Here is a 22,123-nt window from a genome sequence, read left to right on the forward strand (position 1 = left end):
CACGTGCATCCCTCTGAGAGTGTAAAGTAATGTATGCGTAAATTCTATCTCCTGCTCCTCCTCGTTCTGCTCCTCATTGTACCAGTGCTTTCCCTCCCTCGACCTACGACCGCCCAGGGCTTGCCCTGGCAAGATAAGAGCACGCCCTTTGGCGTAGTGGCCGCGTTGGGCAACCGGGTGCGTAGCGATGAAATCCCTGCTGCTGTTGCGCTTATGCGTGAGGCAGGGGTTCAGTGGCAACGCGAGGAGATCTTCTGGCACGAGGTGCAGCAAGAGCCTGGCGGCCCTTATCGCTGGGACGGCAATGAGCAGGGGATGTACAATTACGATCTGGCTATCAGCGCCCAGGCGCGGGCCGGCATCAACATCCTCGGGTTACTCACCTACAATCCCGCCTGGTTCAAAGGCAAGAATCCCACCCCCGACGAGTGGATCACCGACTGGGGCGATTATGTCTACCAGACCGTCGCCCGTTATGGACGCGAACGCAACCAGATCACCTACTGGGAGCTCTGGAACGAACCGAATCTCGCCGCCTCTGGCTACGAGAGCGGACTTTACACAGTTGCCGATTTTGTGCGCATTCTGGAGGTCGGGCGAGCAGCGGCGCTGGCGGCCGATCCGCGGGCGAAGATCGTGATGGGTGGGCTCTCGAGCATCTGGAGCGTGCCGCCCTCTGAGCATTACTACGACTATTTTGATTATCTCGACCGTGTCGGTCAGCTTGGTGGGTGGAAGCATGTTGACATTATCGCGATCCACCCGTATCGGCCCGATGCACCGGAAGGTGACGCCTGGCGGCGCGATCAATCGCTGACCTTTGGACAAGAGATGCAGCGGCTCGACGGTATTCTGCGCACCTACGGGGCCAAACCGGTCTGGCTGACCGAATGGGGTTGGTCAAGCACGCGCAGTTGGCAAGGTGTTAATGAGGATACACAAGCGTTTTTTCTAGTACGTGCGTACCTGCACGCCATTGCCCATCCAAGCATCGAAAAGGTCTTCTGGTACGATTTCCGGAACGACACCCAGCCCGAGGCCCCGTATGATCAGCCAGTCTACAACGAGGACGAAGCAGAATTCCACTACGGCCTGTTACGTCGCAGCTATCCTCTCGACCCGAATCGGGCGGATCTGCGCAAACCAGCCTTTGTCGCGTACCGAACGATGACCGAAATGCTGGGCGGGCTGAGTCTACGGGAAGTGATCCGACATGGCGACGAGGGCATCTACTGGCACCGTTACAGCGGCAACGGGCGACGAGTGGATGTCATCTGGCGTACCGGCAATAGCATCCCGGCGCTGGAGGTCGCGTGTGGATGTCGCCAGGCGCTCGTACGCAGTTGGAACGGCCAGGTACAACACATTCTCGCCAGTACGGCGGGCATCCTGACGTTACATCCTGACGCCCTGGGAGCGCCGCTCTATGTCGAGTACGACCAACCACCGCGGCATCCTGCCATCTTCGAGGCAACAGGACACAGCCTTGGGGGAGCCTTCCGCACCTTCTGGGAGCGGCGGGGCGGCTTAGCGCGGTTCGGCTACCCGTTGACGGAAGAAGTGATCGAACCCGAACCTGGCACCGGACGACCGCGCACCGTTCAGTATTTCGAGCGCGCCCGTTTCGAATACTTCCCCGAGCTACGGGGGAGCGCCTACGAAGTGCAACTGGCGCGGCTCGGCGACACAGCGCTGCAACGCCAGGGTCTCGACTGGCGCAGCCTGCCAAGCATCGAGAATCCCGACCCGGCGTGCCAATGGTTTCCCGAAACCGGCAAGCAACTCTGCCCCCCGTTCCTTGAAGCGTGGCAACAGGCAGGCGGGCTTGATCTCGCGGGGCTGCCGCTAACCGACGCCTTCTTTGCCACCGCCGTGACCGGGGGAACTTACCGCGTCCAATACTTTGAGCGCGCCCGCATCGAACACCACCCGGCCAACGCAGGGACACCGTACGAGATGCAATTTGGCCTGTTGGGGCGAGAACAATTTATGCGGTACGATCGGATGCCGTAGGGGCACGGCTTGCCCGTGCCCCATGGAAGAAGGGCACGGCGGCGCCGTGCCCCATGGAAGAAAGGGCACGGCAGCGCCGTGCCCCCGACCGCCGTGCCCCCGCCGTGCAAGGAAGGGCACGGGCAAGCCGTGCCCCTACAGCCGCCGCGCCCCGCCGCGCCGTGCCCCGCCGCGCCGTGCCGCGCCGTGCCCCGCCGTGCCCCGACCGCCGCGCCCCCCGTAGGGACACGGCGCTGCCGTGCCCCGACCGCCGTGCCCCCGACCGCCGTGCCCCGCGCCGTGCAAGCCCGTGCCCCATGGAAGAAAGGGCACGGCGCTGCCGTGCCCCGACAGATGCCGTGCCCATGGAAGAAGGGCACGGGCAAGCCGTGCCCCTACAGCGAAACGCGAATCTCTTCCAAGACGGGGATTGTCAGGGTATGCAATTGCTCGATCCTGGCGAGGTGCCCCTGAATATCGTTGATCGCGTCGGCGCGGGCCTCTTCTTCCAGGATGCGCGATGCTTCCGCCAGGGGTTCGGCACCAACCAGTTTGCTGGTTGATTTCAATGTATGGGCCGCCCGGCGAATGCGGGCCAGATCGTCATCTACAATCGCCTGGCGCAATTGCGCGATCAGGCTGCTCGCTTCCGAGAGGAAGAGCGTGATGAACTGGACGATCATTGCAGTATCACTGCCCCCCTGAATAGTGCCGAGCAGCTCGAGCGTTGCGCGGTTGATATAGACCGAAGCCGATGGCATAACAGGCACTGGCACGGCCACCGACTCGGCAACTGGCTCATACGAGGAGCCCGCCAGGGACGCATACGAGGAGTCGTCTAGTGACGCATACGAGGAGTCACCCAGTGACGCATACGAGGAGTCACTGTCAGGATCAGGCAAGAGTTGCCAATCGCTCTCTGGTTCCGCAACGGGGCCAGGGCCAGACTGAGTTGCGGGGGTATGCAACGCTTCGTGCCGCATCAGGGCGGCGTCGAGCGCTTCGATCCGTACTGGCTTGCTAATGTAGTCGTCCATGCCAACCGAGAGGCAAAGCTCGCGGTCGCCGCTCATCGCATTCGCGGTCATGGCAATGATATACGGGCGCTGCGAAGGTTCCATCCGGCTGACAATGCGTTTTGTTGTCTCGATCCCGTCGAGCTCGGGCATTTGCAGATCCATCAAGACGACATCATAGGGCTGGCGCGCTAACGCATCGAGGGCCTCGAGGCCATTGGCCGCCAGATCGGCATGGTAGCCGAGGCGGTCAAGCATGCGCACAGCCACCAGTTGGTTGACGGCATTATCTTCGACCAAGAGCAACCGGACACGGGCACGTACCTGCTGCCTGGGAATTTCAAGCGCATCAAGCTCGTGCGTCTGCTCTTGGGGTGACACCAGACCCAGGGCTTCAAGCAAGGTACGATGCAGGGCGGCCCGTTTGATGGGGCGACGCAAGAAGAGATATGCATGCTGTGTTGGCAAGGCCTGCGAGCCAGGGGCAACCATCAGGATTAAAGCTGTCTTGGTTGCTTCCAGATGGTGGCAGAGCTTTTGGAGCACCCTGGTACGCTCGGGTTCTTCACAGATAGTCCCAATCAGGGCGACATCAACGGGATGTCCCTCGACCAGCCAGGTGTGGACTTCTGACACGGAAGCGAGTGAGTGCGCGACCACACCCCAATGCTCGCAATGGTACATCAGCATCTGACGTGCCGCCGGATTGCGTTCAACAATCAGCGCCTCACGCCCAAAGAGACTCGGCCCATCCTGGTCAAGCCCAGCCTGACGCGCATCAAGCACAAGGGGGAGCGTAAGGGTAAACCAGAAGGTACTGCCGACCCCAACCTCGCTCGACACACCAATCTGGCCGTGCATCAATTCACAGAGCCGTTTGGAGATCGCGAGGCCGAGGCCCGTGCCGCCATAGCGCCGGGTCGTACTGGCATCGGCCTGGATGAACGCCTGGAAAAGCCGGTCGATCGTCTCGGGAGGAATGCCGATGCCGGTATCCTGGATCTCAAACGTCAACTGCATCTCGGTTGGCGTCGGTTGAGACCAGTCACCTGACCAATCAATGGTATTCGGCAGATGCTCGGCAGCGCGCACCGTCAGGGTGACCCACCCTTGCGCCGTAAATTTGACCGCATTGCCAAGCAGATTCAAAAGGATCTGGCGAATCCGGGCAATATCACCCGACAGCATCCGTGGCACACCTGGTTGGATCAGGCAGGTAAGATCCAGTTTCTTGGTCGCAGCGGTGGCCGCAACCATATCGAGCACCGTTTCGACACACTCTTCGAGATCAAACGGCATCTGTTCGAGTTCAAGCTTGCCCGACTCAATCTTGGAAAAGTCAAGGATATCGTTGATCAAACTGAGCAACGTCTCGCCGCCATTGCGGATCGTCGTAACGTACTCACGCTGCGCCTCGTTGAGCGGGGTCGAAGCGAGCATGCCAGCCATCCCGATCACCGCATTCAGCGGCGTCCGGATCTCGTGGCTCATATTGGTGAGGAACTCGCTGCGGGCCTGAGCCGCAGCCTCGGCGGCCTCTTTGAGTTGCAGGTTGGTCAGGGCCTGGCCCACAGCGGTGGCGACGCGCTCGGCCAGCGCAATTTCATCGGCGTTGAAGACCCGCGTCTGGGGCGAAGAGAGTCCGATCGTGCCAATGACCGTATCGTTAATCAAGACCGGCACGATCAGCAACGAAACCTTGCGGCGTATTTTTGCGCCATTTGCATTAGGTTCACGTTGGGAACTAAGATAGATGTCGGCAATTGCAACCGTCTCGCGGCGAGCGATCAGATCCTGCGTCAAGAGATTGCCACGAATCGGAATCACCGAACCAATCACCGAAGGCCCGGTCTCATCACGATACTCGGCCACCACCGTCTGCGCTGTCCGGTCTTCATTCAACAGGGCACAGAGCGCCTGGGGGACATCGAAGGCATTGGCGAGATCGACACAGATGCGTTGGAGCGCCTGCCGCATATCGGGGGCCGTCGCGATTACACTCATCATCCGGTTGAGCAACAAGGTTTCGCGTACGACACGCTGCTGATCGCCGCGGAAGCGGGTGCGCTCAATCGCCTTGCCCACATCGTCGCAGAGCGTATTCAGAAAGCGGAGATCGCCGTCGGTCAAGGTATCAGCCTCGTGGCGCACCACCGCAAGGACACCAACGAGCCGATCAATGCCCTTGATCGGCAGCACGGCCAACGAGAGTGGATCAGGGGAAGGTGCCGCACGCCATTGACAGGCATCAGGAATCAGCAACGGCTCGCCAGTGCGCACCACCGCACCAATCGGACTCTCGGCGAGGCTATCGTCCCAGCAACTCACATCGGCACCGAGACGATGTTTGACGGCAAGGGTCTGAGCCTGATGCATATAGAGTGCCACCCCATCAAAACCTCCGACCTCAAAGACCGTGGTCGCAAAGGTCTGAAGGATCCCATCAAGGCCATCAGCGGCACCGATGCGCGTACGTGCACGAGTGAGACGATTCTGATCCTCTTTGTTCCGCCTGACCCGTGCGTCTAGTTCTTCATAGCGCTGTTCCAGCACCTCAAGCTTACGATAAAGGCGATGAACACGCCCACGGGGAACACGGAAGATACCATGGGAAGACTCTGACATAAGACGGCTCCGTAGCACAGCCAGACCTCAGGCTTTTGCCCCCTGCCGCTGAAGTTGGCGCTGATGAACACGTTTATGGGCGGGCGAACCAGTCGCCGCCGGGCGATGACGGTCAGCTTCGGTACTCAAATGAAAAGCCCAGTCTTCGAGCAGAATACCGAGCGGCTTGGTCGGCATTTCCAGAACCGGAGGTGCACCGCGGTTGAGGGCACTCACAAAGAGATCGTGGGCAAAGGGGATGGCCGTATCAAGGCTACGACCGAGTGCCTTTTCGATATCTTTGCGTGGCAAACCACCGCGCTCAAAGGTCACATTGATCAGCAATTTAATCTTTTCGGGATCATAGCCCAACTGGGCAAAGACATCCATCGCACAGGTTGCGGCCACAACCGAACCAATTTCGGGGGCAATGAGCAGAATAATCTCATCCGCCGCATCAAGCGCCGCAAGCGAAGGTTCACTAAAACTATGGGGCATATCGAGCACGACATAGTTGTAACAAGAGCGCAGCACCTTCAGCACCCGCGAGACAAGTTCGCCATTAATCGGCTCATTATCTTCGGGACGCGGGGCCGAAGGCAAGACCCGCAGACCACACGCATGGCTCAGCATCATATGATCGAGCGTATCGGCGTCAATTTCTTCACTATTCTTCGTAGCAAGATCGCCCCAACTATACCGCAACGGCAGGTTCAACATCAAGCCACTATGCCCACCCGTAAAGACCATATCAACGAGGGCCACGCCCCCATTCCAGAGTTGCGCCAGGCCAGCCGAGAGATTCACGGCTAGCGTCGAGACCCCCACGCCACCGCGGAGAGAAAAGAACGCGATCACCTTGCCACTGGACTGCTCTTGCGGTTGAATGCTGATCACCGAGCGGCGCAGAAGCGCCCGCGCCCGCGCAAGCAACTCCTCGGTCTCAAACGGCTTGCCCATATAATCATCGGCACCCGCCTCAAGACCCTGGATCTTCTCGTGCAACGACGTATTTGCCGTCAACATCATCACCGGAAGCGTCGCGAGGGCAGACGAGCGGCGGATACGCCGACAGACTTCGTAGCCATCCATCCCTGGCATTTCAACATCGAGAATGATCAAATCAGGGCGGATTGACTCAGCCAGACGCAGACCCTCACGGCCATCCGGGGCCAGAATGACCTCAAAACCACCCGACACCAGAGCCAACTCAATGGTCTTGAGGTTCATCATACTATCATCAACCACCAGGATGCGCTGTGCCATGCTCCACTCTCCAGATCTTTGTGTATCCTAGCTATACTGTAGCATATCGCTATTACCACACTGTGATCTACTCAGTAGTGTGTAACGTACTGGCGTCGGCGGCGCGACCGGGAAACTTAAGTTACAGACTACTAAGGAAACTTTCTTTCGCTCGCCAAAACGCCCGCGACGCGGGCGTTTTGTCAAGCGATGCAAGCGCAGCCTTGCCCAAGCGCGGGCCGCAGGGCCAACCACGCGCCGCCGGCAAAACCCTTGACAACTATCGGCCAGCGGCTATAATCGAAGGAGCAGGACACCCCCGCCACACACCTGACGTATGTCTTCCCCTCGCAGGAGTCACCCTATGTTGCCACGGCTTACCCGATCGTTTCTTGTTGTCTGTTTGCTCAGCATATGTGCCGGTGTCGCCGTCGGGATGTTTGCCCTTCCCACGGCAGGACGCGCCCAGGAAGATGTGCTCTATTTTGCGACTACGGGGCACCGCTTGAGCAATGCGTATGGGTTTCTGAACCACTGGCGCAGCAGCAATGGTTCACAGACCCTGGGCTCGCCGCTGACCGAGCCCTTCGAGCAGCAAGGGTTGATGGTGCAATACTTCGAGTATGGACGGCTCGAGCAGCATCCTGCGTATGAGGGGGCCATCCTGCGCGGTCGGCTTGGGGCCGAGTATGCCGAAGCCTTGTGGAAAGAGTTTGCGCCGCCTGACCCGGTCGTGCTTGGACTTCCCGAGGCTCGTCTGTTTCCCGCGACTGGGTATGCCGTTGGCGAGCCCTTTTTGGCTTTCTGGGAGACAATGGGCGGGCTAGATGTTTTTGGGTTGCCGATCAGCAATCCGGCCTGGGAATATATTGGCACGCAGATGGCGCTGGTGCAGTACTTTGAACGAGCACGCCTCGAAGCTTATCCCGGCGCCAGTGAAGCAGGAACGTTGATCCAGATCGGGAGCCTTGGGCGCGACCTGGCGCTCTTGCGTGGCCTTCCGACGGCGGCGGTCGATCCGGCGGGGGCAAGCGTGGTTGATCACTACGGTCAGCCTCTGCCGATCCCAACCCCGCCGCCACCGACAGCGGTTCCACCGACGGCCATCCCACCGACGGCCGTACCCGCAGCCCCGGCCCCAGCCCCCGCAAGCGCCCCGGCTCCTACGGCAATCCCGGCCCCCGCTGCGCCGGTGGCAGCGCCGCGTGGCGGCAAAGCCATCATTGTTGACCTGAGTGACCAGTGGCTCTATGCCTACGAAGGCGACCGGATGGTCTTTGATGCCCCGGTCTCCACCGGACGCGACGGCTTCAACACACCAGTTGGACGCTATGCGATCTACGCGAAAGTCCGGTCACAAACAATGTCTGGCTGCATTGCCGGCGAATGCTGGAACGTCCCGAATGTCCCCCACGCTATGTACATCGTCGGCGGCGTCGCGCTGCACGGCACCTACTGGCACAACCAGTTTGGCACCGGCGTACGGCGGAGTCACGGCTGCATCAACCTGCCCCTCAACGCAGCCGCCTGGGTCTACGAATGGGCCCCCACCGGCACCCCCGTCACCGTGCGTTGGTGAGCAATCTCGCACAGAGTGGCGAAAACGGCAAGCTTCGCTTGCCGTTTTCGCCACTCTGTGCGAGATGCTAAAGGAGCATCCTATGAACCATCAAAACTTTGTCACTACCACCCGTGGCCTGCGCCGTGACAGCCCACCGATGCGGCTCTTTGAAAAAGCGAAACGGCTGGGCATCTGGAACCCGAGTACACTTGATCTGACCCGCGATGCCGCTGATTGGCAAACCTTGAGCGCCCCCGAGCAAGATCTCTTGCTACGTCTGACGGCGCTCTTCCAAGCGGGCGAAGAGGCGGTAACGCTCGACCTCTTGCCGCTGATCCAGATCATCGCCCGTGAAGGCCGGGTCGAAGAAGAACTCTTTTTGACCACATTTCTCTTTGAAGAAGCGAAACATACCGACTTCTTTGCCCGTTTTCTCGATGAGGTTGCGCAGAGTGACCACGATCTGAGCCGCTATCACTCACCGAGTTACCGCGCCCTGGTCTACGAAGCCTTGCCTACGGCGATGGGACGCTTGATTGACGATCCCTCACCCTTTGCACAAGCCGACGCGTCGCTGACCTACAACATGATTGTCGAAGGCGTGCTGGCCGAAACAGGGTACCACGCCTACTTCACGATGCTCGAAGCCAACGACCTGATGCCAGGCACCCGCCAGGGCATCTATCTGCTCAAGCAAGACGAAGCGCGCCACATCGCCTACGGGGTCTACCTGCTCTCACGGCTGATTGCGGCCAACAACGACATCTGGCCCTACATCGAAACGCGGATGAACGACCTCGTGATGTACGCCATGGGCGTCATTGACGAAATCTTTGCGAGCTACGACACGATGCCCTTTGGCCTAGAACTGGAAACCTTCAGCACCTACGCGCTGGGCCAATTCCAGAAACGCCTCGCTCGGGTCGAAGCAGCCTGCGGCAAAAGCCTCGCCGAGATCGAACAGATCGCCGACCGCTACATCGCCGACGATGATGGGTAAGTGGGGGCCTGCGGCCCCCACGTAAAAGGGTATGCTGGCGAACGATACCAGCAAAGCTGGTATCGTTCGCCAGCATACCCCTGGTTTTTTAGGGCGACAGCCCTAAATAAAACGATACCCCACCCCCCATTCGGTCTGCAAGCGTTCGGCGAGGTCAGGGTCAAGCGTGGCGAGGCGGGTACGGAGGCGTCGGATATGCACATCAACGGTGCGCGTATCAAAAAAAGCGCCCTGCCCCCAGACCTGGCGCAAGAGAGCCTCGCGGGTAAAGACCTGGCCGGGATGCCGAAAGAGCAGTTCAAACAGAGCAAACTCGCGGGGGCGCAAGACAAGGTGCTGGTCGTGCAGGGCAATGCTACGCCGCACCGGATCGAGGCTGAGATCAGTGTGTGCGGCGGGTGCAGTGGGTTGCTCGGCGACCTGGGCACGCAGCGCGGCGACCGCTGCCATCCGCCGAAAGAGCACGCGCACACGGGCGACCAATTCACGCAGCGAAAAGGGCTTGACCATATAGTCATCAGCCCCGAGTTCGAGGCCAACGACTCGGTCGATCTCGTCGCCACGCGCCGTCAGAATAATCACGGGCGCATCAATGAGGCGGGTACGCAACTGGCGCAACAACTCGAACCCATCTATACCGGGCAAGCCTACATCGATCACAAAAAGCTCGGGCGTCACCGTGTCGAGCAGATGCAACGCCACTTCGCCGGAAGCCGCCGTCGTCACCGCAAAACCCTCGGCTTCGAAGCGCTCACGGATCGCGGTGACAAGCGCGGCTTCATCTTCCACCAGCATAATCTGTTGCATAAGAGAATCAATGTTTGCCAAGCTCGCCGTGCTGCCAGCGGATATTGTCGCGCAGCAACGCAGCCCTCTAAGGATTCAGTATACCACTAGTACAGCGTTCCAGAAGTCCGCAGTGAGTTGCTGGCAGGGCTGGTGCAAAGTCCACCTGACGGGAGCGCCGTCGGGATGATGGTGTTCCAGTAAATGATCCGCTAGACCAGACCTCACAGGTCGGCGAGACCTGTGAGGTCGCGCCGGTGTCGCACATACCGGATTATTTCCTGGAAGACCATGAGTAGTGTGTCAACTAAGTTTCTGGGGTCGTTCGCCGACCACGAATGGGGCCACGAAGAAACGAATACCGCAACGCCCATATTCGTGGTCAGCTTCATCAGTCGGCAGAGAGGCATTTATGACTGGGATAGATCGAGGAGGCTTAACGGTTTGCCCATAACCGGCAGCAGATCGCCGACGGTGATGAGGCAATCGGCGGTTGCGACGTTGGTTGCCAGGGGCACGTTATGGACGTTGCAGAGCCGCATGAGCATCTGGATATCGGGATCGTGCGGGTGTTTGTCGAGCGGATCGACAAGAAAGATCACCGCATCGATTTCGCCGGTGACGACGAGGGCACCAATCTGAGCATCGCCGCCATACGGCCCGCTCGCCATACAGCGTACTGGCAGGCCCACCTTTTCACTGAGCAGCTTGCCAGTGCTAGCGGTGGCGACTAAGTTATAGGTTTTCAAGCGTTCGCGGTTGTAGGTTGCAAAGGCAACCATATCGGCCTTTTTGCCATCGTGGGCAATTAACGCAATAGTTGGCATAATGGATCCTCCAGATAAAAAAGAAGAGGAGCGCCCAGATCTGGGCGCTCCTCTTTGAGTGTTACCAAACAATCGGCTCGCATTGTCTGCTTGCCTTGCCATCAACACCGTGACGGCTTAGCGAGCATAACATGGGCTCTAGGCGTCGTCAATGACAGAAGCGTGATAAACCAATTGCCTGGTCGAGCCAGGCAATTGGTTTGCGTATGGACGGAGGGCTGGCTTAGCTGCGCGCCAGGGTGATCACCGCAGGTACGCGGTCGAACATCAAGAACCCGATGGGCATACCAATAATGACCGTACAGAGCGCCCATGCTGCCGCAAGCCAGAGGGCACTGAACCACCAACCAATGAGCAGGAACCAGAGCGCCCGGATCAAGAAGGGGCGCTGCTTGACATCGGTATGGTAGATTGAGCCATTCTCAGCCACAACCAGATTGCTGCGTTGCGGGCGCAAGGTAGTGACTTGCGGGAGCCGGTTGAGCATCCAGAGACCAAGTGGCAGACCAAGAATTGTAACACTTAAAACCCATGCGATTGAGGCCCAGATGGCACTAAACCAAAGACCAAAGAAAAAGAAATAGAGTATCCGCAACACGAGGTTAACCCCGCGCTCGGTTTGATAGACCGTTTGCGCTGCCATTGTCAACATCCTTTCAAGCATCTGTCTTTTCACTTCACGGTCTGTATGACGTTGGGTGCTTGCGAAAAGTTGCAGGTTATGCGTGTGGCGGATGCTAGCTTTGCTAGCATCCGCCACACGCAGCACGGACCGACCGATCTCCATGTTGGCTGAAGGCGAAAAGTCTGCTACAGTAAGACATGCTTGCTTCTGGGATGGATCAATGATGAAAGACCCCCTACACGCTTATGTCACTCATTCATAGTCATGTGCAGGCGCACAGTGCCGAATTTCGTGAGAATGCCGAGTATCATCGTGGTCTGGCGGAGGAACTGCGGGCGCGTCTGGCCGAGGCGGCGCAGGGCGGCAGCGAAGAGGCGCGCCGTAAACACACAGAACGGGGCAAATTGCTGGCGCGTGAGCGCATCGATCTTCTGCTTGACCCTGGAACGGCGTGGCTAGAGATCAGTCCCCTGGCGGCGTATGAGGTTTATCCCGATCCTGTCCCGGGGGCGGGGGTCGTAGCGGGGATTGGGCGGGTTGCTGGGCGCGAGGTGATGATTGTGGCGAATGATGCGACGGTGAAGGGGGGGACCTATTACCCGTTGACCGTTAAGAAGCATTTGCGGGCGCAGGAGATCGCGCTCGAGAATCATTTGCCGTGCATCTATCTGGTGGACAGCGGCGGGGCTTTTCTGCCGATGCAGGCGGATGTTTTCCCTGACCGTGACCATTTTGGGCGGATTTTTTACAATCAGGCGCAGCTTTCGGCGCGGGGCATTGCGCAAATCGCCTGTGTGATGGGATCGTGTACAGCGGGCGGGGCATATGTGCCGGCGATGAGCGATGAGGTGGTGATTGTCAAAAATACGGGGACGATCTTTCTAGGGGGGCCGCCGCTGGTCAAGGCGGCGACGGGTGAAACAGTCACTGCCGAAGAACTAGGTGGGGCCGATGTGCATACCCGTCTGTCGGGGGTTGCGGATCATTTTGCCGCCGACGACCGCGAGGCACTGGGCATTGTGCGCGATATCGTAGCGCATCTTGGCGCACGACGCAGCCCGCCGTGGGATCTGCGCAGCCCTGAGCCGCCACGTTACGATCCCGAAGAGCTCTATGGTCTTCTGCCCCGCGATAGCCGCAAGAGCTACGACATCCGCGAGGTCATTGCGCGCCTGGTTGATGGCAGTCGCTTGCACGAATTCAAGACCCGTTATGGGACAACGCTCGTCTGTGGGTTTGCCCATATTGAGGGCATCCCAGTCGGCATTCTCGCCAATAACGGGATTCTCTTTAGCGAAAGCTCATTGAAAGGGGCGCATTTCATCGAGCTGTGTGCCTCACGGAATATTCCGCTCCTCTTTCTGCAGAATATCACCGGCTTTATGGTGGGAAGGCAATACGAAAATGGTGGCATTGCCAAAGATGGAGCCAAGCTCGTCACTGCGGTAAGCTGTGCAAATGTACCTAAATTCACCGTGGTTGTTGGGGGTTCATTTGGCGCGGGCAACTACGGCATGTGTGGACGCGCCTACCAACCGCGGCAACTCTGGATGTGGCCGAATGCGCGCATCAGCGTGATGGGTGGGCAGCAGGCGGCGATGGTGCTGTTGACCGTGCGGCGTGAAGCGTTGCAGGCGCGGGGCCAGGATCTGACGCCAGAAGAGCAGGAGGCTTTTATGGCACCGATTCTGGCGCGGTACGACCATGAAGGCAGCCCCTACTATGCCACCGCACGGCTCTGGGACGACGGCATCCTGGTACCACCCGACACCCGCAAAGTTCTGGCGCTGGGCCTCGCGGCGACGGCGAACGCCCCAGTGGAGCCGACGAAATTTGGGGTGTTTCGGATGTAGGAAGCGTAAAGCGTAAAGCGTAAAGCGTAAAGCGTAAAGCGTAAAGCGTAAAGCGTAAAGCGTAAAGCGTAAAGCGTAAAGCGTAAAGCGTAAAGCGTAAAGCGTAAAGCGTAAAGCGTAAAGCGTAAAGCGTAAAGCGGGCGCGGCCCTATGCCCGCCGCTGCTCGCGTAACCCGGGGGGCGCAGCAGCGGGCGGGGGGTTGCTGCGCCCCTACGATGCGCGGGGGATCGGCCCTATGCCCGCCGCTGCTCGCGTAACCCGGGGGCGGGCGGGGGGTTGCTGCGCCCCTACGATGCGCGGGGGATCGGCCCTATGCCCGCCGCTGCTCGCGTAACCCGGGCGGGCGCAGCAGCGGGCGGGGGGTTGCTGCGCCCCTACGATGCGCGGGGGATCGGCCCTATGCCCGCCGCTGCGCGCGTAACCCGGGCGGGCGCAGCAGCGGGCGGGGGGTTGCTGCGCGCGCGGGGCGGGCGGGGGGGCTGCTGCGCCCCTACTGACGCGGCGTGCCGTTCTCGCACGGGGGGCGGGGGGCTGCTGCGCCCCTACGGGGGGGCGGATCGCGGGCGGATCGCGGGTGGATCGCGGGTGGATCGCCGGGGTTGTACACTGGGCCGCATACCCATTGTTGTTTCAAGCCAGGATCTGCTGGCGTAAGGTTGGCTTGTTTCTGGCCCATCAGAGCTGTTGTGTAGCTGCGGGTGAGGCTTGGCAAGCGATACCTGGTGCCCTGATCGACCGACTGCAAGGTAGGAGTCTTGCTATGGATCCACGCGAGCGATCAACGCACTCGTTTGTGGTGCGAGTGTGGCGTGAACGTAGAGTGGGTCGCAATGGGCGCGATGGCTGGCGAGGGCAGATTGTGCATGTTCAGGATGATACGCGTCAGTCGTTTCGTCGTCTGGAAGAAGTGAGCCTCTTTCTTGCGATCTACCTTATCCGGCTTGGGGTGTATCCGGGCCATAGTTACTGGTTGTTCCGTTTGCTCGCCCCTGGTTTTCTGAAGCGTGCGCCCAGGCGGAAGTGATTGTTATGGCAAATGTACTGGCAATCCATTCGGTTGGTTATTCGTTGATCGGTTATTTGCGGCAGGCCTATCGCACGAGTAGCCTCAGGGATCAGCATCCTTGCGCGTTTCGCTTGATCTCGAGTGGGGAACTGGCTGATCCGACGAGTATTCAGACTGACTCGACGGCGACGCTGTCGCTCTATTTGTATCGGGTGACGATTAATGAGCATCGGCGGAATGCGCCGCGGGCAAGTGATAACGCCCGTCGTCCGTTGCCGCTTTCGTTGAATCTGCATTATCTGTTGACGGTGTGGGCTGAGAGTGCGATGGCTGAGCACAATATTGTGGCGTGGGCGATGAGTCAGCTTGCGCAGGAGCCAACGTTTGGCCGGACGCAACTCTCGGCGGAGGCTGGGTGGCAGCCTGATGATTTGATTCAGGTGATCCCGGAGGAGTTGACGATTGAGAGTTTGATGCGGATCTGGGATGCGTTGGAGCCGACGTATCGTTTGAGTTCGGGCTATATTGCACGCGTTGTGCGGATTGATCCTGATGAAGAAGAGGAGCATCGTCCGGTGGTGGTGACGGATTTCAGGTATGAGACGCTGGATGATTAGTAGTCTGTGAATGAAGTTTTCGGGTAGCGCCGCCGACCACGAATGCTGATCACGAAGAAACGAATAGGGGCGGTGCGGTGCGATATTCGTTTATTTGTGCCCCCATTCGTGGAAGGCTGAGGACGCCAGGAAACGTAGTTCACACACTATTGAGTAGTGTGTAACCTACGTTTTCTGCTCTCGGTATTGACTTCGACAAGCTCAGCCAACGGCGGACGATGGGCGTTGCGAATGGGCGGAGGCTGAGCCTGTCGAAGCCCCCGCTGGCATCAAGAAACGTAGCTTACAGACTGTTGAGCCGTGCGACGAGGGCACGATGCCCTCGATTCCAGGATACGGGTGAAGCCGTTACAGGGGTGGTACCGTGGTTGATCGTGTTGTGCATCGGGTGCTGGGGGCGGTGCGGTTGGTTGATGCGACGGTGGCGCAGCTTGAGGGGGTGAGTCGCCAGCTTGTGGTGACTGAGCCAGTGACGATCAGGGCGGCGGAATTGACGTTTCGGCGCAATCGGCGCAATTACTATGTGCTTCACCGTAGTTCGCACCCGCTCTTGCGCACGCACCATGATCAGTTTGAGGCGCCGCCGGCGCTGCCGGCGATCGGTAGCCTGAGTTTTGCGGTGGAGGTTGTGCCTTCGACAGGGAATTACCTGCCGCGGGTGGCAACCATTGCGTTGCCCCGCGATCCTGATCCGGCGGCGGTGAATAGTTTGTTTACGCCGCTTGATCTGAGGCTGTACCGTGCGCCGACGGCAATGCCACCGGCTGGGTGGGGGGCGGTACGGGTGACGGTGCGAGATAGTGCGGGGAGACCGGTGCCGGGGGCGCTGGTGCGGGTGGTGGCGGCTGATGATGCCACCAATCTGATGGGGGAAGGGATTACGGAATGGCGAGGACGTGGTCGTGGCGAGGCGCTGGTGCAGATTGCGAAGATCCCAACGACCAGTGTGGCGACGAATGGAACGGGACCGGTGATCAGCCAGGGGATCGCGATCACGATCCAAGCGTTCCACCATCCCGGGTTTGACCCTGAGAGAACCCTGCCTGACCCTGACGATCTTGAAGCCCGACGGCAGATCCTGGTAGCGGCACCTGATCCTGATGCACTAAGTGATTTTGTGGTGGCGTCGGGGGTGGTCAACCGGGTGATTCGTGCGGGAGAGGTGATCCATGTTGTTTTGTGACGACGTAGTGGTTCGTTGCGAAAGGAAGAGGTGCTATGCCTGAATATCTGGCGCCTGGTGTCTATGTTGAAGAGACAAGCTTTCGCCCAAAATCGATTGAGGGGGTGAGCACGAGCACGACGGCCTTTGTCGGCCCGACCCGGAAAGGCCCGCTGACCGGGACGCCCGAGGTGATGACCAGTTTTGGTGAGTTCACGCGGATGTACGGCGGGTTGAGCAATCTATCGTTTGCTTCGGGGACTGATGCGGCCCCTGAGATGACGAACTATCTTGCGCATGCGGTGCGCAGTTTCTTTGAGAATGGGGGCGCACGGGTCTATATTGCACGCACCTTCCAGCCCCGGATTGATGCGGGAGGAACGGTGACGAGCAGTGGCCTGGCGCAATCGGCGCAGTTTGTGACGACGGCGGGCGGTTTTACGGCGCAGTTTCGCTCACGCGAACCGGGCTCGGGGTATAACGGGGAGATTCGGGTGAGCGAGCGGTTGTCGCCAGCGAATGTGGCGACGATGGCGGCGGCACCGGATGGCTCGCTCTTGCGGATCGGCGGTGAGGTGATCGCCCGTTCCGCTACGCTTCGGGGGAGTACGGGGCCGACGTTCTTCCTTACCCATAATGATCAGTTGACGTTGACCGCCACGGGGACAGATGTCACGATCCAGTTTCAGGGCACGTCGGCGGTGGTGACAGGGACGGCGCTGGCCGAGCCGGTGACGGTGCCTGATGATACGACGCTGGTGGTGACGGTGGATAGTATGGAGCAGACGATCACTCTGCCGGCGGGCGACCAGAGCATTGTGGCGCTGGTTGATGCGATCAATCGGTCGATCAGGTATGGGCGGGCCTGGATCGAGAATGGTGATCAGATTAGTCTGGGCACGGATCGGCGCGGCACGAGTGCTGCGCTGGCGGTGCAGGCGAATGATCTGCTTGGGTTTGCCGGTGGGACGAGTAGCAGTGGTGGCGGCAATGTGGCGGATCTGGAGCATGTGACGATTGCTGAGATTCAGGCGTTGCTGGAAACAGCCCGGCCCAATACGGTGCGGGTGACGATGCCGCCGAGTACGGGGCAACTCACCTTTGCGACGGTTGCGACGGGCACAGCGGCGACGCTGCAGGCACAGGATGCGGCGGGTCGGACGGCGCTTGGTTTGCCGAGTGCCGTGGCGACGGGCGAGGATGGGGCGAATCCGAGCTACTTCCTCAAAACGAACGGAAGTTGGGCGTTGGTCGGGGGCGTCAACATTCCGGCGCCCGATACAAGTCAGCCCTTGACGACCACGGCCCATCTCGTGAGCGTCAACCTTGAGACCGAGGATGGCGATGGCAACCTGATGGCCTATGAAAATCTAGGCTTTGCCACGACCCATCCGCGGTATATCGGGGCTATTCTGCCACAAAGACCCTCGCGCAAAGCCGATGCGCTGCAAAATCTCTACTGGTTGCAGACGAGTGGCACCAATGAACCCTTTGCCCTCTTTAACGGCTTGCTTGGTGGGGGAACCGAGAATACGATCCCGGTGGCGGGGGGCAATGACGGCGGCACACCGGTTTCGAGCTCGATGACGGCGGGGGCGGTCTCGTACGAACGGGGCCTGGAAGTTTTGGAGATTATCGAAGATATTTCGATCATCGCAGCACCGGGGTCAAGTGGCTTCGACCCGAACGATACAGCCGACATCCTCTATCGGGACGTGCAAAACCGGCTGATCAGCCATGCCGAGCGGATGAAATACCGGATTGCGGTGCTGGACACCAAACCGGGCCTGACGGTTGGGGAAGTCCGCGAGGCGCGGGGCTTGATTGACAGCACGTATGCGGCGGTCTACTACCCGTGGATCACGATCGCCAACCCGCTGGCGCGACCGGGCAACGACCTGATTCCCAAAGAGATCAACATCCCGCCGTCGGGCGCAATGTCGGGCATCTATGCGCGTACCGACGTGCAACGCGGCGTCTGGAAGGCCCCGGCGAACGAGGTTGTGCGTGACGCGCTGCGCTTCGAGGTTGACGTCAACAAACGGCAGCAGGATGTCTTGAATCCCGAGGGCATCAACTGCCTACGCTACCTAAGCGGGCGGGGCTATCGTGTCTGGGGCGCACGGACAGCCACCTCGGATCTGGAATGGCTTTATGTGAGCGTGCGGCGCTACTTCATCTATCTCGAACGATCGATTGACGTGAGCACCCAGTGGGCGGTATTTGAGCCAAACGGACCAGACCTATGGGCCAATATTCGCGAAACCGTGAGCAACTTCCTCTACGCCGAATGGCTGACCGGGGCACTGCTTGGAGCCAGCCGCGAGGAAGCCTTCTTTGTGCGCTGCGACCGAAGCACGATGACCCAGCAGGATCTTGATCTAGGGCGGCTGATCTGCGAGATCGGGGTGGCGGTGGTCAAGCCCGCCGAATTTGTCATCTTCCGGATCGGGCAGAAGACAGCGGATGCACGCGGGTAGCGAGGAGGAACGTGAAGCATGGCAGAGCGCAGTGTTCCCTACGGGGATTTCAATTATCTGGTCAAATTCGATGGCAACGAACTCTTCGGTGGCTTCTCGGAAGTTTCGGGCCTGGGGATGGAGATCGGGGTCGCCCAATATCGGACGGGGAACGAAGCCGAGAATCACCCGCGCAAAATCCCTGGGATGACGACGGTGAGCGATATCACCTTGCGGCGGGGCATCATTAGTTCGGCGGATCTCTGGACGTGGCTTGACGATACGCGGCGCACCGGGCCAGTTGCAAAGAAGAACATCTCGATCACCTTGCAAGACGAGGCGCACAACGATGTGCAGACCTGGTCATTGACGGGGGTCTTCCCGATGCGGTACAACGGCCCGTCGCTGAATGCGCGCGGGGGGAGCGAGGTTGCGATTGAGGAGTTGGTGTTGGCGTGCGAGTCGTTCACGATCGAGTAATGAACCGCACGCTGATGATTTGACGCAAAGGCGCAAAGGCGCAAAGCATGCTGAAGGGAGGGCGGGCCGCCCGATCATTTGACGCAAAGGCGCGAAGGCGCAAAGGGTGTTCAAAGTACATCGAGACACCAAATGTGCGACGAATGGGTGTGTCAGAAGTGGATCAGAAAACTCACGTTACAGACTACTCCTTGGTCTGGGAACTAGGTTTTCTGGTCGCGCCGCCGACCACGAATATTGAGAACGAAAAAACGAATAGGGGCGGTGCGGTGCGCTCTTCGTTGCTTCGTGGCCCCATGCGTGGTCGGCGAACGACCCCAGAAAACTCACGTTACAGACTACTAATGAGCCCGGCGGCATCCAGAAAGGATGAGATGGGGATATGGTACGTGGGCTGAGTTTTGTTGATGACATTCCGGTGGTGACGAGCGACCCGCAGCGGGCGGATCTGGCCTGTTTTGTCGGGTTTGTGGCGCAGCGCCGGATAAGCACTGGCGGCGAGGTGCTGCGCTGGCTGGCGGCCAGGGGTTGGCCGTTTGAGACGGCGGTGCCGCCGGTCGAGGCGACGGCGCGTGATGCGCTGCCTGCTTCGTTGACCCTGGTGGCACCGGCGAACCGGTTCACGGTCACGCTTGATAGCAGAACGCAGACGCTTGTCTTGCCGGTGGAGCCAATGTCGCCAACAAGACTGGTGCAGACGCTCAACAGTCTGATGGCGGGGGGATACGCCTACACCGATGCGCAGGGACGCCTGGTGATTGGCAGTGATACCCAGGGCGTGCGGGCGTCGGTGCAGGTGCGGCGCAATCCGGCGCTCGGGTTTGCGCTTGATACGCTGGTGGCGGGCGAGACGCTGCGCATCACGACGATCCCTGACCTGACGAATTTGCCAATTCCGATTGATACCTGGGATATGTTTGATCAACTCTTTGCCTGGGAAGAGCGCGTGTTTGATGCGCAGGGGAGAACTGGAACGAGCTATCTTGGTGCGGCAGTACGCTCGTTTTTTGCACAAGGCGGGCGCAAGTGTTATGTGGTGCGGGTTGGTGATCCGCCGTTGTTGGAACCAGCGGCAGGTCAGACGCGCCACGAACGCCTGCACGCCTTGATGAACCAGGTGATTCCGGGGTATCCAGACCGGATCGAGGTTGACCCGCTTGACCAGACGACATGGAAGGGCGTTGCGCATGTGCTGGGGTTGACTGATGTTTCCTTTGTCTGCCTGCCCGATCTCCCCGAGATTGTCAGTGCGGGCCGGGTTGCGCTCGAGTTGCCGCTGCCCTTGCCGGTGCCCGAGGAGCGGTTTGTGATCTGTTCAGAGCCGGTTGCGCCACCCGCCGATCGTGAAGAGGTTGCGATCCGTGCGCCGCGCTGCGATGACGAAGGATATGAGGCGTGGGCGCGAGCGGTGCGTCTGGTGGGCGATCTGCTAGCGCGGTACCAGCGCGAGACGCAACTGGTTGCCGCAATTCCGTTGCCGGAAGCGGGTCATGCTATGCAGCAGCATCCGCTTGGCGCACTGGTGGCGAACGGGGAAGGCCCGTTGGCGCATCATCTGAATGATCGGGCGACCGGCATTGCGAGCGCCTTTGTGCAACTGGTGTATCCGTGGGTCAAGACGCCGGGATCGACGCACCTGCCAGAACGCCTTGAGGCGCCTGATGCCGTGGTGGTGGGCCTGCTGGCGCGCAATGCGCTGGCGCGAGGCACCTACCAGAGCGCCGCCACGCTTAGGTTGGGGGATGTGTATGACGTAGTGCCGGGGCTGCGGCGTGATCAGATGCAGGCGGCCGTCCTGGACAATGCAAGGCGAAGTGCGCAAAGCCATATGCTCGAAGAGCGCGTCACCTTGCTCGGCCCGACTCCGGCAGGCTTCCGGCTGCTCAGCGATGTGACGACGAGTCTGGATGAAAGCTACCGGCTGGCAAGTGTCAATCGCCTGATTGCGACGCTGGTGCGGGCCGCCCGGCTGCTTGGGGAGAGCCTCGTCTTTGAACCGAGCGGCCCTTTGCTCTGGCGGCGGCTGAGGGAGCAGATGGAACAGTTGTTGCGTGGGCTCTGGCGGCAGGGGGCGTTGCGTGGTGACGCGGCAAGTGACGCTTTTCAGGTGCGTTGTGATCGCAGCACCATGACGCAACAGGATCTTGATCAGGGACGCCTGATTGCCGAAGTCACCTTTACCCCGACGGTCAGCCTTGAGCAGATTCAGGTTGTGCTAGCGCTTGCCGAGGGCGGGCAGGTTTCGCTGGTAGGAGGTCGTCGTGACTGACAGCAGTTTATCGCTAGAGATACCGCTGCATATCTTTCGGTTCAAAGTCGAGTTTCAAGAAGCCTCGCTTGATGAAGCCGTCGGCTCGGCGGTGAATCTGGTTGACGGCTATTTCAGCGAAGTTTCGGGCTTAGATGCGACGATGGAAGCGAAAACGATCCAGGTTGGCGGGATGAACTATGGGGTGGTGCAGCGTCCAGGTCGGGTCAGTTTTGCGACAGTGATTCTGCGGCGGGGCATCACGACACGGCGGCACCTGTGGCAGTGGTTTGAACTGATGAATGTGAGTGGGGCCTACAAACACCGCTTGCAGGTGACGATTACGCTGCAAGATCATAGTGGCGAACCGCAATTGAAATGGACATTGGAGCGAGCCATGCCAATCCGCTTCAAATCACCTGATTTGAATGCCATGACGGGTGACGATGTGGGGATTGAAGAGATTCATCTGGCGCATGAGGGGTTGAGGTACGAGGTGGTGTAGAGGCGGGGGGTGGGGGGAATTTATTAGTCTGTAACCTAAGTTTTCTGCCAGCACCGCCGACCACGAATGCTGATAACGAATAAACGAAGATGGGCTGTGAGGTCTCGCCCGTGTCGCGCATAGCGAACTATGGAGT

16 protein-coding genes are annotated in these 22,123 nt (G+C 59.8%); 11 read left to right on the top strand and 5 right to left on the bottom strand.

Features of this window, described 5'->3' with window-relative positions; all coding sequences use genetic code 11:
* Positions 1-33: 33 nt before the first annotated feature.
* Entirely contained in the window at positions 34-2,013 is a 1,980-nt protein-coding gene (locus EKD05_RS16235) for a glycosyl hydrolase (protein WP_129674599.1), read from the top strand.
* 374 nt (positions 2,014-2,387) lie between these two features.
* Here the strand turns inward: EKD05_RS16235 and EKD05_RS16240 are convergent, their stop codons facing one another.
* Both EKD05_RS16240 and EKD05_RS16245 read right to left on the bottom strand, forming a co-directional pair.
* Positions 2,388-5,633 (bottom strand): ATP-binding protein, encoded by a 3,246-nt coding sequence (locus EKD05_RS16240; RefSeq protein WP_129674601.1) that lies wholly within the window; start codon positions 5,631-5,633, stop codon positions 2,388-2,390.
* A 27-nt stretch (positions 5,634-5,660) separates the two neighbouring features.
* Positions 5,661-6,878 (bottom strand): CpaE family protein, encoded by a 1,218-nt coding sequence (locus tag EKD05_RS16245; protein WP_129674603.1) that lies wholly within the window; start codon positions 6,876-6,878, stop codon positions 5,661-5,663.
* A gap of 343 nt (positions 6,879-7,221) precedes the next feature.
* On the opposite strand from EKD05_RS16245, the gene EKD05_RS16250 reads away from it, so the two are divergent.
* A complete protein-coding gene (locus tag EKD05_RS16250; RefSeq protein ID WP_129674605.1) occupies positions 7,222-8,436 on the top strand; it encodes a L,D-transpeptidase in 1,215 nt (404 codons plus the stop codon).
* A 64-nt stretch (positions 8,437-8,500) separates the two neighbouring features.
* Positions 8,501-9,418, top strand: a complete 918-nt coding sequence (locus EKD05_RS16255) for a R2-like ligand-binding oxidase (protein WP_129674607.1) — start codon at positions 8,501-8,503, stop codon at positions 9,416-9,418.
* 102 nt (positions 9,419-9,520) lie between these two features.
* Here EKD05_RS16255 and EKD05_RS16260 read toward each other — a convergent pair whose 3' ends face one another.
* From EKD05_RS16260 to EKD05_RS16270, 3 genes are all read right to left on the bottom strand, one after another.
* Positions 9,521-10,225: a response regulator transcription factor gene (locus tag EKD05_RS16260; RefSeq protein WP_129674609.1), complete on the bottom strand. Its 705-nt coding sequence runs from the start codon at positions 10,223-10,225 to the stop codon at positions 9,521-9,523.
* A gap of 389 nt (positions 10,226-10,614) precedes the next feature.
* Positions 10,615-11,031: a methylglyoxal synthase gene (locus EKD05_RS16265; protein ID WP_129674611.1), complete on the bottom strand. Its 417-nt coding sequence runs from the start codon at positions 11,029-11,031 to the stop codon at positions 10,615-10,617.
* 223 nt (positions 11,032-11,254) lie between these two features.
* Positions 11,255-11,674: a YccF domain-containing protein gene (locus EKD05_RS16270; RefSeq protein ID WP_129674614.1), complete on the bottom strand. Its 420-nt coding sequence runs from the start codon at positions 11,672-11,674 to the stop codon at positions 11,255-11,257.
* Positions 11,675-11,901: 227 nt separating this feature from the next.
* On the opposite strand from EKD05_RS16270, the gene EKD05_RS16275 reads away from it, so the two are divergent.
* The 8 genes from EKD05_RS16275 (at position 11,902) to EKD05_RS16310 (ending at position 21,987) form a co-directional block, all read left to right on the top strand.
* Entirely contained in the window at positions 11,902-13,509 is a 1,608-nt protein-coding gene (locus tag EKD05_RS16275; RefSeq protein ID WP_129674616.1) for a carboxyl transferase domain-containing protein, read from the top strand.
* Between the two features lie 761 nt (positions 13,510-14,270).
* A complete protein-coding gene (locus tag EKD05_RS16280) occupies positions 14,271-14,534 on the top strand; it encodes a hypothetical protein (RefSeq protein WP_129674618.1) in 264 nt (87 codons plus the stop codon).
* 5 nt (positions 14,535-14,539) lie between these two features.
* Positions 14,540-15,133 carry a DUF4255 domain-containing protein gene (locus tag EKD05_RS16285; protein ID WP_129674620.1) on the top strand — a complete coding sequence of 198 codons (594 nt, stop codon included), beginning with the start codon at positions 14,540-14,542 and terminating at the stop codon, positions 15,131-15,133.
* A 364-nt stretch (positions 15,134-15,497) separates the two neighbouring features.
* Positions 15,498-16,316: a hypothetical protein gene (locus tag EKD05_RS16290; protein WP_129674622.1), complete on the top strand. Its 819-nt coding sequence runs from the start codon at positions 15,498-15,500 to the stop codon at positions 16,314-16,316.
* A 35-nt stretch (positions 16,317-16,351) separates the two neighbouring features.
* Positions 16,352-18,775: a phage tail sheath subtilisin-like domain-containing protein gene (locus EKD05_RS16295; protein WP_129674624.1), complete on the top strand. Its 2,424-nt coding sequence runs from the start codon at positions 16,352-16,354 to the stop codon at positions 18,773-18,775.
* A gap of 18 nt (positions 18,776-18,793) precedes the next feature.
* On the top strand, positions 18,794-19,234 hold the full coding sequence (locus EKD05_RS16300; RefSeq protein ID WP_129674626.1) for a phage tail protein: 441 nt from the start codon (positions 18,794-18,796) through the stop codon (positions 19,232-19,234).
* A gap of 382 nt (positions 19,235-19,616) precedes the next feature.
* Positions 19,617-21,503, top strand: coding sequence for a phage tail sheath family protein (locus EKD05_RS16305; RefSeq protein WP_129674628.1), 1,887 nt, complete (start codon positions 19,617-19,619; stop codon positions 21,501-21,503).
* On the top strand, positions 21,496-21,987 hold the full coding sequence (locus EKD05_RS16310) for a phage tail protein (RefSeq protein WP_129674630.1): 492 nt from the start codon (positions 21,496-21,498) through the stop codon (positions 21,985-21,987). The genes EKD05_RS16305 and EKD05_RS16310 overlap by 8 nt, the downstream gene beginning before the upstream one ends.
* The last annotated feature ends 136 nt before the right edge of the window (positions 21,988-22,123 follow it).

Source organism: Candidatus Chloroploca sp. Khr17 (assembly GCF_004138165.1).
GTDB lineage: Bacteria > Chloroflexota > Chloroflexia > Chloroflexales > Chloroflexaceae > Chloroploca.

What these genes read in the sequence shown, in the direction of transcription:
- EKD05_RS16255 (WP_129674607.1), top strand. Translation starts at nt 8,501, where the DNA reads ATGCTAAAGGAGCATCCTATGAACCATCAAAACTTTGTCACTACCACC.
- EKD05_RS16260 (WP_129674609.1), bottom strand. Translation starts at nt 10,225, where the DNA reads ATGCAACAGATTATGCTGGTGGAAGATGAAGCCGCGCTTGTCACCGCG.
- EKD05_RS16235 (WP_129674599.1), top strand. Translation starts at nt 34, where the DNA reads ATGCGTAAATTCTATCTCCTGCTCCTCCTCGTTCTGCTCCTCATTGTA.
- EKD05_RS16295 (WP_129674624.1), top strand. Translation starts at nt 16,352, where the DNA reads ATGCCTGAATATCTGGCGCCTGGTGTCTATGTTGAAGAGACAAGCTTT.
- EKD05_RS16285 (WP_129674620.1), top strand. Translation starts at nt 14,540, where the DNA reads ATGGCAAATGTACTGGCAATCCATTCGGTTGGTTATTCGTTGATCGGT.
- EKD05_RS16270 (WP_129674614.1), bottom strand. Translation starts at nt 11,674, where the DNA reads ATGGCAGCGCAAACGGTCTATCAAACCGAGCGCGGGGTTAACCTCGTG.
- EKD05_RS16300 (WP_129674626.1), top strand. Translation starts at nt 18,794, where the DNA reads ATGGCAGAGCGCAGTGTTCCCTACGGGGATTTCAATTATCTGGTCAAA.
- EKD05_RS16305 (WP_129674628.1), top strand. Translation starts at nt 19,617, where the DNA reads ATGGTACGTGGGCTGAGTTTTGTTGATGACATTCCGGTGGTGACGAGC.
- EKD05_RS16245 (WP_129674603.1), bottom strand. Translation starts at nt 6,878, where the DNA reads ATGGCACAGCGCATCCTGGTGGTTGATGATAGTATGATGAACCTCAAG.
- EKD05_RS16265 (WP_129674611.1), bottom strand. Translation starts at nt 11,031, where the DNA reads ATGCCAACTATTGCGTTAATTGCCCACGATGGCAAAAAGGCCGATATG.
- EKD05_RS16240 (WP_129674601.1), bottom strand. Translation starts at nt 5,633, where the DNA reads ATGTCAGAGTCTTCCCATGGTATCTTCCGTGTTCCCCGTGGGCGTGTT.
- EKD05_RS16275 (WP_129674616.1), top strand. Translation starts at nt 11,902, where the DNA reads ATGTCACTCATTCATAGTCATGTGCAGGCGCACAGTGCCGAATTTCGT.
- EKD05_RS16250 (WP_129674605.1), top strand. Translation starts at nt 7,222, where the DNA reads ATGTTGCCACGGCTTACCCGATCGTTTCTTGTTGTCTGTTTGCTCAGC.
- EKD05_RS16280 (WP_129674618.1), top strand. Translation starts at nt 14,271, where the DNA reads ATGGATCCACGCGAGCGATCAACGCACTCGTTTGTGGTGCGAGTGTGG.